Annotated in this window: 9 protein-coding genes; 5 read left to right on the top strand and 4 right to left on the bottom strand. The window is 70.0% G+C overall.

The window, feature by feature from the left end:
• Nucleotides 1-4 precede the first annotated feature (4 nt).
• Together AOK08_RS34570 and AOK08_RS34565 are read left to right on the top strand one after the other, a co-directional pair.
• Nucleotides 5-1,150 (top strand): polyprenyl synthetase family protein, encoded by a 1,146-nt coding sequence (locus AOK08_RS34570; RefSeq protein ID WP_055533375.1) that lies wholly within the window; start codon nt 5-7, stop codon nt 1,148-1,150.
• The gene (locus AOK08_RS34565; protein ID WP_055533373.1) at nt 1,147-1,875 is read left to right on the top strand and encodes a biliverdin-producing heme oxygenase; all 729 of its coding nucleotides are present in this window, start codon (nt 1,147-1,149) and stop codon (nt 1,873-1,875) included. The genes AOK08_RS34570 and AOK08_RS34565 overlap by 4 nt, the downstream gene beginning before the upstream one ends.
• On the opposite strand, the gene AOK08_RS34560 is transcribed toward AOK08_RS34565, so the two are convergent.
• The 4 genes from AOK08_RS34560 to AOK08_RS34545 all read right to left on the bottom strand — a co-directional run bounded on the left by AOK08_RS34560 (nt 1,832) and on the right by AOK08_RS34545 (nt 7,685).
• Nucleotides 1,832-3,004: an acyl-CoA dehydrogenase family protein gene (locus AOK08_RS34560; RefSeq protein WP_055533371.1), complete on the bottom strand. Its 1,173-nt coding sequence runs from the start codon at nt 3,002-3,004 to the stop codon at nt 1,832-1,834. The two genes, AOK08_RS34565 and AOK08_RS34560, sit on opposite strands and share 44 nt — an antisense overlap.
• 6 nt (nt 3,005-3,010) lie before the next feature.
• Nucleotides 3,011-3,994 carry a hydroxymethylglutaryl-CoA lyase gene (locus AOK08_RS34555; protein WP_055533369.1) on the bottom strand — a complete coding sequence of 328 codons (984 nt, stop codon included), beginning with the start codon at nt 3,992-3,994 and terminating at the stop codon, nt 3,011-3,013.
• 11 nt (nt 3,995-4,005) lie between these two features.
• Complete coding sequence (locus tag AOK08_RS34550) at nt 4,006-6,000, bottom strand: acetyl/propionyl/methylcrotonyl-CoA carboxylase subunit alpha (protein WP_055533380.1); 1,995 nt, start codon at nt 5,998-6,000, stop codon at nt 4,006-4,008.
• A 68-nt stretch (nt 6,001-6,068) separates the two neighbouring features.
• Nucleotides 6,069-7,685 (bottom strand): carboxyl transferase domain-containing protein, encoded by a 1,617-nt coding sequence (locus AOK08_RS34545; RefSeq protein ID WP_055533367.1) that lies wholly within the window; start codon nt 7,683-7,685, stop codon nt 6,069-6,071.
• Nucleotides 7,686-7,776: 91 nt separating this feature from the next.
• Here AOK08_RS34545 and AOK08_RS34540 point away from each other — a divergent pair, with 91 nt between their 5' ends.
• The 3 genes from AOK08_RS34540 to AOK08_RS34530 form a co-directional block, all read left to right on the top strand.
• Nucleotides 7,777-8,430: an SACE_7040 family transcriptional regulator gene (locus AOK08_RS34540; RefSeq protein ID WP_107101124.1), complete on the top strand. Its 654-nt coding sequence runs from the start codon at nt 7,777-7,779 to the stop codon at nt 8,428-8,430.
• Nucleotides 8,431-8,536: 106 nt separating this feature from the next.
• Nucleotides 8,537-9,694 carry an acyl-CoA dehydrogenase family protein gene (locus AOK08_RS34535; RefSeq protein WP_055533377.1) on the top strand — a complete coding sequence of 386 codons (1,158 nt, stop codon included), beginning with the start codon at nt 8,537-8,539 and terminating at the stop codon, nt 9,692-9,694.
• Between the two features lie 112 nt (nt 9,695-9,806).
• On the top strand, nt 9,807-10,352 hold a 546-nt coding region (locus AOK08_RS34530), incomplete at its 3' end, for an acyl-CoA thioesterase (protein WP_198539482.1).

Genomic DNA, 10,352 nt, shown 5'->3' with positions numbered 1-10,352 from the left:
GGGTATGGGTGTCATGGAGGGGGTCACGGATGCGGTCGAGGCGGTGGTGCGGGGCGATGCCGCTCTGCTGGGGGACGACTTGGCCGAGTTTCTCGGTTCGCTGACCGCTCCTGCGGGGGTTCCCGCACAGTCCGTGTACGAGGCTGCCCTGCGGCGGTCCCTCTACGAGCCCGTCGCCGATGCCGTCGGGTCCAAGGTGGGCCAGGAGGCGTTGCCCCCGACCGCCGGGGCGCCCGGCGGTGACCGTGCCCCGCTGCGGCCGTCGATGGTGTACTGGGCCTACCGGAACTATCGGGGTTTCCCCGATGAGATCGGGGATATCGGGGGCGGGGACCTTCCGGGTGACCTGGACATCGTTCGGCGGGCCGCCGTGGCCGTGCGGGTCATGTTGAAGGCCTTTGTCGCCATCGACGATATTCAGGACGGCAGCGACCTTCGCTACGGCGAGCCCGCGCTTCACGTCACCCACGGTGTGCCGCTCGCGCTCAACACCGGGTCCTGGCTGATCGCCGCCGTCCTGCGGCACGCTGCCGACCCCGCTGTCGTGGACAGCCTCGCGCGGGCCGTCGAGAGCGGGTTCACCGGGCAGGCCGTCGACCTTTCCACGCGTACGGTCGAGACCCGCGCCGAGCTGCTGGCCGCGTCCGTCAAGGAGCGGGTGGAGTTTTGGGAGTCGCTGGCCGCCCTCAAGACCGGGACCCTCTTCCGGATGCCGCTCGACTCGGCGCTCGCGGGGCTGCGGGTCGTTGACGATGAGCAGTACGTCCTGGACGCCGCCATGCGTCAACTCGGGCTGGCGAGCCAGTTGTTCAACGACCTGACCGACTTCGTACCCGAGTTCGGCGGGGGGCGGATCCACGAGGACTACGACGGGCTCAGTAATCGGGTTTTTCTTGAGTTGCTTGATCCGGGCTCTTCGCCTTCGGCCGGTGAGACGCTCAAGTCGTTCGTCCTCGGGCATCCCGAGCTGGACTCCACCCTCGTCGCGCTTGCCGCCGAGGCCGTCCAGTTGAAGCGGGATGCCAAAGACAGCGTGTATCGCGTGTGCCGGTCCGAGCGCAGCGCCGCCTACTTCGACCTCACCATCGAACGCAAGGGCCACCTCATCGACCGGCTCCACGAGACGCTCCAGCGGCGGAGCGGAGCGTGACGACCGTCCAGGCCACGCTGGCCGAGCGGCTGCGCAGCGGTACCCGTGACCGGCACGACGCGCTGGAGGCTACCCCCTTCGCGAGCGCCATGGTCGCCGGGTCGCTTCCCGTTGAGCGGTACGTCAGCCAACTCGACGCCTATCGGGTGGTGTTGGGGGCTCTTGAAGGTGAACTCACCCGTGTTGAGGGTCTGGTCGGTGACTCTGTTTGGTCGGCCGATCTTCGTAAACTGCCCTTTGTCGAGCGGGACTTGGCCTACTTCGCCCATCTCGGCGTCGTCCCCGGTGCCTTGGCCGGCGAGGAGGCGGAGGCTTTCGCGGCGGAGATACGGGAGCGGGGCGCTGCCTCCGGGCCTCGCGCCCACGTCTCCCTCGATTTTCGTACCCATCCCGCCCTCATCGGGTACCTCTACGTCATGGAGGGCTCGACCCTCGGCGCCCTCTTCCTGCGCCCGTACGTCACCGCCGCCTACCGGCTGGCCGGCGGCACGGACGGGGCCGCCTACTACGGCAGCGGCGACCGCGACCGCTGGGCCCGCTTCACCGCCCGGATGAACCAGGCCCTCACCCATCCGGAGGCGCAGGACCAGGTCGTCACGGCGGCCCACAGCGCCTACCGGCACGTCGCTGCGATCACCGCCGCCCTCTCCGCCGGCCTGCCTTCCGGCCTGCCCTCCGGCTTCAGCCCGCCATCTCCGTCCCCAGGCCCAACTCCCGTGCGATGAGCATCCGTTGGACCTCGCTCGTGCCCTCCCCGATTTCCAGGATCTTCGAGTCGCGCCACATCCGGGCCACCGGGTACTCGTTCATGAAGCCGTAGCCGCCGTGGATCTGGGTCGCGTCGCGGGCGTTGTCCACCGCGATCGTGGACGAGTACAGCTTGGCCAGGGCGGCTTCCTTCTTGAAGGGTTCGCCCGCCACCAGCCGGGAGGCCGCGTCCCGCCAGGCCAGGCGGGACGTGTGGGCCTTCATCTCCATGTCGGCGATCTTGAACTGGATCGCCTGGTTCGCGCCGATCGGGCGCCCGAACGCCTGCCGTTCCTTGGCGTACTTCACCGACTCGTCCACGCAGCCCTGCGCCAGGCCGGTCGCCAGTGCCGCGATCGCGATCCGGCCCTCGTCGAGGATGCGCAGGAACTGGGCATAGCCGCGTCCCTCCTCGCCTACCAGGTTGGCCGCCGGGACCCGCACGTCCGCGAAGGACAACTCCCTTGTGTCCGAGGCGTTCCAGCCGACCTTCGAGTACGGCGCCGCCACCGTGAAGCCGGGCGTGCCCGACGGGACGAGGATCGCCGAGATACGCGGCCTGCCGTCCGACTTGCGGCCCGTCACCGCCGTCACCGTCACGAAGCCCGTGATGTCCGTACCCGAGTTGGTGATGAAGCACTTCGTGCCGTTGATCACCCATTCGTCGGTGTCAGGGTCCAGGCGGGCCGTCGTCCGCGTCGCCCCCGCGTCCGAGCCGCCGTCCGGCTCCGTCAGGCCGAACGCGCCCAGGATCTCCCCGGCGCACAGGCGCGGAAGCCACTCGCGCTTCTGCTCCTCAGTGCCGAAGAGATGGATCGGCATCGCGCCCAGCGACACCCCGGCCTCCAGGGTGATCGCCACCGACGAGTCGACCCGCGCCAGCTCCTCCAGCGCGATGCCCAGCGCCAGATAGTCGCCGCCCATCCCGCCGTACTCCTCGGGGAACGGCAGTCCGAACAGGCCCATCCTGCCCATCTCGCGGACGATCTCGTACGGGAACTCGTGCCGCTCGTAGAAGTCGCCGATCTTCGGGGCCACCACGTCGTGCGCGAACTGCTCGACCGTACGGCGGAGTTCTTCCAGTTCGGGGGAGAGTTTGTGGTCCATGGTCCTTCACTGCTCCTGGGAATCAGGTGAAGCCTGCGAATCCGGTGAGTCCTGCGAGGCCTGCGAATCCTGCGCATCCTTGTGGGACAGGGCTCGTACCGTGCGGGACGGGCTCGGGCGGCCCAACCGGTCAGCCATCCATGTGCTCGTGGCTACGAGGCTGCCGAGGTCCACCCCCGTCTCGATGCCGAGGCCCTGGAGCATCCACACCAGGTCCTCGGTCGCCAGGTTGCCGGTCGCGGATTTCGCGAACGGGCAGCCGCCGAGGCCGCCCGCCGACGCGTCGACCGTCGTGACGCCGTGCTGGAGCGCGGCCAGCGTGTTGGAGAGTGCCTGGCCGTAGGTGTCGTGGAAGTGCACGCCCAGTACGTTCGTCGGCACGCCCTGTTCGTTGAGGGAGGAGAGCAGCTCCTGGACATGGCCGGGGGTGGCGACGCCGATCGTGTCGCCCAGGCTCAGCTCGTCGCAGCCCATGTCCAGCAGCGCCCTGCACACCCGTACGACCTGGTGGAGCGGGACCGGCCCCTCCCAGGGGTCGCCGAAACACATCGACACATAGCCGCGTACGTCCGCGCCCTCCTCCCTCGCCCGCCGCACCACCGGCTCGAACACCGCGAGCGACTCGTCGAGCGTGCGGTTGAGATTGGCTTTGGCGAACGACTCCGTCGCGCTGGCGAACACGGCGACCTGTCTCGCTCCCAGCGCCAGCGCCCGGTCGAGGCCCCGCTGGTTCGGGACCAGTACCGGCAGACGTACGGGGAGATCGCTGACCTGCGGGAACAGGTCCTCCGCGTCCGCGAGTTGGGGCACCCACTTCGGGTGTACGAAGCTCGTCGCCTCGATCGTCGTCAGGCCGGCGGCGGCCAGGCGGCGGATGAACTCCGCCTTCACCTCCGTCGGTACGGTCGCCTTCTCGTTCTGCAGTCCGTCACGCGCGCCGACCTCATGGATCCTCACCCGCGCGGGCAGATCCGGGGCCGGTACGACCATGGGGAGCGTCGTCACTTCTCCTCTTCCGTAAGCTCTCCCGAAGACTCCGAGGGGGTGATCACGGCCAGTACCTGGTCCATTGCCACCGTCGTGCCCGGCGTGACGTCCAGTTCGGCGACCGTGCCCGCGTGCGGGGCGGCGATGACGTGCTCCATCTTCATCGCCTCGACCACCAACAGGCTTTGGCCTGCTGATACTTCGTCGCCGACCGCCACCTTCACCACCGTCACCGTGCCCGGCATGGGTGCGGTGAGTGAGTCGGCGCCCGCGTGCGCTGAGCCGGTCAGCGAAGCCGCCACCGGGTCGTGGTCGCGCACCTGCCAGGCGTCGCCGTCGCGGCCCAGCCAGTCACCGGCCCGGTGGAAGGTGTGGCGGACGCCGTCCAGGACCACGGCCACCCGGTCGTCGGTGACCGTTGCCGTTGCCGTTGCCGTGGGTGTGCCATCCAGGTGGTGAGTGACGGGGTCGAGTCCCGGCACCCGTAGGTCGAAGGACAGCGCCTTCGGTGTGCCTCCCAGCCGCCAACCGCTCGGCACGGAGAAGGGGTCCGTCCAGGCGCCCTCCGTCGCCTTCGGCCGCAGCGCGTCCAGTCGTACGGCCGCAGCCGCCTCGTAGACCTCCTCCGGTACCCCGTCCGGTACGAGGGAGTCGACCTCGCGCTCGACCAGCCCCGTGTCCAACTCGCCCGCCACGACCGCCGGATGGGCCAGCAGTCGGCGCAGGAACCCCGCGTTGGTCGGCACCCCCAGGGTGACCGTCTCCGCGAGGGCCGCCCGGAGTTTCCGGAGCGCGGTCGGGCGGTCCGGGCCGTACGCGATCACCTTGGACAGCATCGGGTCGTACAGCGAACCGACCTCCGTGCCCTCCGTGAGCCCCGAGTCGGTGCGGACGCCGTCACCGGAGGGTTCGCGCAGCGCGAGCACCGTGCCGCCGGACGGCAGGAAGCCCCGGGCGCCCGCCTTCACGGACACCGTCTCCGCGCAGATCCGGGCCTCCACGGCGTGCCCGATCAGCCGTACGTCGTCCTGTGTGAAGCCGAGCGGTTCGCCCGCCGCCACCCGCAGTTGGCATTCCACCAGGTCGAGGCCGGTGACCAGTTCCGTCACCGGGTGCTCGACCTGGAGGCGGGTGTTCATCTCCATGAAGTAGTACGAGGACGGGTCGGTGCCCGGGACGATGAACTCGACCGTGCCCGCGCCCTCGTATCCGCAGGAGCGGGCCGCCTGGACCGCCGCCTCGCCCATCGCGGCCCGGGTCCGCTCGTCGAGGAGCACACTGGGCGCCTCCTCGATGAGCTTCTGGTGGCGGCGCTGGAGCGAGCACTCGCGTTCGCCCAGGTGTACGACGTTGCCGTGGGCGTCGGCCAGGATCTGGATCTCGATGTGCCTGGGCCGGTCCACCCACCGTTCGACGAGGAGCGTGTCGTCACCGAAGGACGCGCGGGCCTCGCGCCGGGCGGCGGCGATCTCCTCCGCCAGCTCTCCGGCGTCCCGCACCAGCCGCATGCCCTTGCCGCCCCCGCCCGCGCTCGGCTTGAGCAGCACCGGCATGCCGATCTCCCGTGCCGCGTCGGCCAGTTCGGCGTCGGTGAGCCCGCTGCCGCTGGACCCGGGCACCACCGGGACCCCGGCCGCGCGGACCGTCTCCTTGGCGCGGATCTTGTCGCCCATCAGGGAGATCGCGTCCGCCGGGGGGCCGATGAACACCAGCCCCGCCAGGGTGCACGCGCGCGCGAAGGACGCGTTCTCCGCGAGGAAGCCGTATCCGGGGTGCACGGCCTGGGCGCCCGTGCGGGCGGCGGCCTCGATGATGCGGGGGACGGAGAGGTAGCTGTCCGCCGCTGCCGCCGGTCCGATCCGTACCGCCGTGTCGGCCTCCCGGACGTGCCGGGCGTCCGCGTCGGCGTCGGAGTACACGGCGACCGAGCGCACACCGAGGGAGCGCAGCGTGCGGATGACCCGTACGGCGATCTCGCCCCGGTTGGCCACCAGGACCGTGTCGAACATCGCCATGTCCATCGCCGTATCCACCGCCCTGTCCATCGCCATGTCCGTAGTCATCGTCTTGGGGCCCCTTACATCCGGAAGACGCCGAACCGGGGTTCGCCCAGTGGCGCGTTGGCGCAGGCGGTGAGCGCGAGTCCCAGTACCTGGCGGGTTTCGAGGGGGTCGATGACGCCGTCGTCCCAGAGCCGGGCCGTCGCGTAGTAGGCGTTGCCCTGGCGCTCGTACTGTGCGCGGATCGGGTCCTTGAAGGCGTCCTCGTCCGCCGCCGGCCAGGACTCCCCGCGCGCCTCCAACTGGTCCCGCTTGACGGTCGCGAGGACGGACGCGGCCTGTTCGCCGCCCATGACCGAGATCTTGGCGCCGGGCCACATCCACAGGAAGCGCGGCGAATACGCCCGGCCGCACATCGAGTAGTTCCCGGCCCCGTACGAGCCGCCGACCACGACCGTCAGTTTGGGCACGCGCGTGCAGGCCACCGCCGTGACCATCTTGGCGCCGTGCTTGGCGATGCCCCCCGCTTCATAGTCCCGGCCCACCATGAAGCCGGAGATGTTCTGGAGGAACACGAGGGGGATGCCGCGCTGGTCGCAGAGTTCGATGAAGTGGGCGCCCTTCTGGGCGGATTCGGAGAACAGGATGCCGTTGTTGCCGATGATGCCGACCGGGTGGCCGTGGATTCGGGCGAAGCCGGTGACCAGGGTCTGGCCGAACTCGGCCTTGAACTCCGAGAAACGGGAGCCGTCGACCACGCGCGCGATGATCTCCCGTACGTCATAGGGGGTGCGGGAGTCGATGGGCACGGCGCCGTAGAGGCCTTGGGGGTCGACCTTGGGCTCGACGGGCTGCTGTACGTCCCACGGCAGCGGGCCGCGCGCGGGGAGGGTCGCGGCGATGTTCCGGACGATGCGCAGGGCGTGCGCGTCGTCCTCGGCGAGGTGGTCGGTGACGCCCGACACGCGCGCGTGGACATCCCCTCCGCCCAGTTCCTCGGCGGTGACGACCTCGCCCGTGGCGGCCTTCACCAAGGGGGGGCCGCCCAGGAAGATGGTCCCCTGGTTGCGGACGATGACCGCTTCGTCGCTCATGGCGGGCACGTAGGCGCCGCCCGCCGTGCACGAGCCGAGTACAGCGGCGATCTGCGGGATTCCGGCGCCGGACATCCGCGCCTGGTTGTAGAAGATCCGCCCGAAGTGGTCCCGGTCGGGGAAGACCTCGTCCTGCATGGGCAGGAAGGCGCCCCCGGAGTCCACCAGGTAGACACAGGGGAGCCGGTTGTCGAGGGCGATCTCCTGCGCGCGCAGATGCTTCTTGACGGTCATCGGGTAGTACGTGCCGCCCTTGACGGTGGCGTCATTGGCGACGATCACGCACTCGCGCCCGCTGACCCGCCCGATCCCGGCGATGACCCCGGCGGCCGGCGCCTGCCCCTCGTACATCCCGTCGGCGGCGAGCGGGGCGATCTCCAGGAAGGGCGACCCGGGGTCCAGGAGCCGGTCAACGCGCTCCCGGGGAAGCAGCTTCCCGCGCGCGGTGTGCCGGTCGCGGGCCTTCTCGCCGCCGCCCAGCCGGGCCGCGGCCAGCTTGTCGTGCAGCTCCCCGACCAGCGCGCGGTGAGCCGCCTCGTTGGCCCGCCAGGCCTCCGACGCGGGGTCCGCCGCGCTGTGCAGCTCCGGTGCCTCCTGCATCCTGCGGTCCCCTCACCCAGAGCCAGTTAATGAGCGTTAACCATCCTCTTCAGGTTAACGACCGCTAACCTCCCTGTCTAGAATCAATCGCATGGCCACCAGAACCGACGCCCCGACCCGCCGCGAGCAGATCCTCAAGGAGGCCGCGAGGCTCTTCGCCGAGCGCGGTTTCCACGGTGTGGGCGTGGACGAGATAGGGGCGGCCGTGGGCATCAGTGGCCCCGGCCTCTACCGTCATTTCCCGGGAAAGGACGCGATGCTCGCCGAACTGCTGGTGGGTATCAGCGGCCAGCTCCTGACGGGCGGCAGGCGGCGGGTCGCGGAGGCCGCCGGGGACTCCGGGGCGCTCCTCGACTCCCTCATCGAGGGCCACATCGACTTCGCCCTCGACGACCGCCCCCTGATCACCCTCCACGACCGCGAACTGGACCGGCTGCGCGACAGCGACCGCAAGCTGGTGCGCCAGCTCCAGCGGCAGTACGTCGAGCTGTGGGTGGAGGTCGTCCGGGAGGTGTACCCGGAGCTCGGCGAGCCGACCGCCCGCTCGGCGGTGCACTCCGTGTTCGGGCTGCTGAACTCGACCCCGCACCTGGGCCGCCCCGGCTCGCTGCCGGGACGGGGTGCCACGGCGGCCCTGCTGCACCGGATGGCCAGGGGCGCGTTCGCGGCGGCCGGTCCGGTTGGTGCGGTTGGTCCGGCAAGTGAGACAGGTCCGGCTGGTCCGGTTGGTCCGGCCGGAGAGTGATGAGCGTTACGGCCCAACCCGGCCCAACTCCCCTGGACGGAGATTCGTACTCACGGGTACGGTTGATCTGAGCAAGCGCTTAGGTAGTCAAGTGGAGGTGGCGGCGGTGCGTCGTACTGTGTTCAACGAGGACCATGAGGCGTTCCGGGAGACCATCCGCGCCTTCATCGAGGCCGAGGTCGTTCCCGTCTACGACGAGTGGTTCGCCGCCGGCCAGGCGCCGCGCGAGTTCTACTACAAGCTCGCCGAGCTGGGCGTCTTCGGTATCCGCGTCGACGAGGAGTACGGCGGCGCCGGCATCGAGTCGCACAAGTTCGAGGCCGTCATGTACGAGGAGACCTCGCGCGCGGGCGTGTCCTTCGGCGGCTCCGGTGTGCACGTGCTGCTGGGCCTGCCGTACGTCAAGCTGCTCGCCACCGACGAGCAGAAGAAGCGCTACCTCCCGAAGTTCGTCTCCGGCGAGGAGATGTGGGCCATCGCGATGACCGAGCCGGGCACCGGCTCCGACCTCGCGGGCATGAAGACCACCGCCAAGCTGAGCGAGGACGGCACGCACTACGTCCTCAACGGCGCCAAGACCTTCATCACCGGTGGCGTCCACGCCGACCAGATGATCGTCTGCGCCCGCACCGACGCGCCCAGCGCCGAGGACCGCCGCCACGGCATATCCCTCTTCGTGGTCGACACCAAGTCCGAGGGCTACTCGGTCGGCCGCAAGCTGGACAAGCTCGGCCTGAAGACCTCCGACACCGCCGAGCTGGCGTTCGTCGACGTCAAGGTGCCCGTCGAGAACCTCCTCGGCGAGGAGAACAAGGGCTTCTACTACCTCGGCCACAACCTCGCCTCGGAGCGCTGGGGCATCGCCTACGGCGCGTACGCGCAGGCCAAGGCGGCCGTCCGGTTCGCCAAGCAGTACGTGCAGGAGCGCGTCGTCTTCGGCAAGCCGGTCGCGCACTTCCAGAACACCAAGTTCGAGCTGGCCGCCTGCCAGGCCGAGGTGGACGCGGCCGAGGCCGTCGTCGACCGCGCCACGGAGGCCCTCGACGCCGGTGAGCTGACGCCCGCCGAGGCCGCCAGCGCCAAGCTGTTCTGCACCGAGGTCGCCCACCGCGTCATCGACCGCTGCCTCCAGCTCCACGGCGGCTACGGCTTCATGAACGAGTACCCGATCGCCCGCCTGTACGCCGACAACCGCGTCAACCGGATCTACGGCGGCACCAGCGAGATCATGAAGTCGATCATCGCGAAGGACATGGGCCTGTAGGTCCGACCGTCCGTCCGTGGACGCGGATCGTCGTCCGTGGTTCCGGATCATGGGCCCGTAAGGACATGGACCCGTAAGGTCCCCGAAATTACTGCCCAGTAGAAATGACCGCATGAGCAAGGCACTTCAGTCTCTCCTCGATCTGCTCGACCTTGAGCAGATCGAGGAGAACATCTTCCGCGGCCGGTCCCGGCCCGCCATCGTCCCGCGCGTCTTCGGCGGCCAGGTCGCTGCCCAGGCACTCGTCGCCGCCGGGCGCACGGTCCCCCCGGACCGCCCCGCGCACTCGCTCCACTCGTACTTCCTGCGCCCCGGCGACCCCGGCGCGCCGATCGTCTACACCGTCGACCGCATCCGGGACGGCCGTTCCTTCACCACCCGCCGTGTCGTCGCCGTCCAGCACGGGCAGCCGATCTTCCACCTCTCCGCGTCCTTCCAGGCGCATGAGGACGGCCTCGACCACCAGGCCCCGATGCCCGCCGCCCCCGACCCGGCGACCCTCCCCACGGCCGAGGAACACCTCCCCGGGTACGCCCACCTGGACCCGGCGATCGTCGAGAAGTTCCTCCAGTCCCGCGAGGCCGTCGACATCCGCTACGTCGACGACCCGCCCTACTCCAGGTTCTGCGAGCCCCGCGCACCGCGCTCCCCGGTCTGG

It is taken from the genome of Streptomyces graminilatus (assembly GCF_001418565.1).
Taxonomy (GTDB): Bacteria; Actinomycetota; Actinomycetes; order Streptomycetales; family Streptomycetaceae; genus Streptomyces; species Streptomyces graminilatus.
Note: the sequence above shows the minus strand (reverse complement) of the source record. Positions and strands in the feature narration are given on the sequence as shown.

Excerpts from the sequence above, each read along its gene's own strand:
- AOK08_RS34540 (WP_107101124.1), top strand. The coding sequence starts at position 7,777 with ATGGCCACCAGAACCGACGCCCCGACCCGCCGCGAGCAGATCCTCAAG.
- AOK08_RS34550 (WP_055533380.1), bottom strand. The coding sequence starts at position 6,000 with ATGTTCGACACGGTCCTGGTGGCCAACCGGGGCGAGATCGCCGTACGG.
- AOK08_RS34545 (WP_055533367.1), bottom strand. The coding sequence starts at position 7,685 with ATGCAGGAGGCACCGGAGCTGCACAGCGCGGCGGACCCCGCGTCGGAG.
- AOK08_RS34555 (WP_055533369.1), bottom strand. The coding sequence starts at position 3,994 with ATGGTCGTACCGGCCCCGGATCTGCCCGCGCGGGTGAGGATCCATGAG.
- AOK08_RS34560 (WP_055533371.1), bottom strand. The coding sequence starts at position 3,004 with ATGGACCACAAACTCTCCCCCGAACTGGAAGAACTCCGCCGTACGGTC.
- AOK08_RS34570 (WP_055533375.1), top strand. The coding sequence starts at position 5 with ATGGGTGTCATGGAGGGGGTCACGGATGCGGTCGAGGCGGTGGTGCGG.